The following is a 358-nucleotide window of genomic DNA, read 5'->3' as shown; positions in this document are numbered from 1 at the left end:
GTTAATATACGTTCTGCAATCTCATCAATTTTTGTCTTTGCATCCTCGTACATATCTTCAAACTTCACGTGCAGATCAAAAAAGTTATGACCTACTACATTCCAATGGAAGTTACGTAGTTTTTGGTAGTATAAATGATAATCTGCAAGTAGCACATTTAGCTCTTTTGCAGTTGAGGTTGTTTTCTTTTTATCAAGATTTAAGTATCCCATGTTTTTTCTTTTTTAAGTTATACCCAAAGATAACCAATATCGCTGTGAAGGTCAAGTTTATCAAGGGGTTTAGGCTTTATTTAACTAGTTCGAGCCCCGAACTTGTCCCGAATTTACTTCGGGCCCTCGTCGAGAATTTACTTCGG

1 protein-coding gene is annotated in these 358 nt (G+C 36.0%); it reads right to left on the bottom strand.

All coding sequences use genetic code 11. The features are described 5' to 3' along the window. On the bottom strand, nt 1-212 hold a 212-nt coding region (locus K8089_RS16415; RefSeq protein WP_262913949.1), incomplete at its 3' end, for a Dps family protein. Nucleotides 213-358: the final 146 nt, after the last annotated feature.

Source organism: Aequorivita vitellina (genome assembly GCF_022008365.1).
GTDB classification, from domain to species: Bacteria; Bacteroidota; Bacteroidia; order Flavobacteriales; family Flavobacteriaceae; genus Aequorivita; species Aequorivita vitellina.
This window is presented reverse-complemented; position numbering and strand designations above follow the sequence as displayed.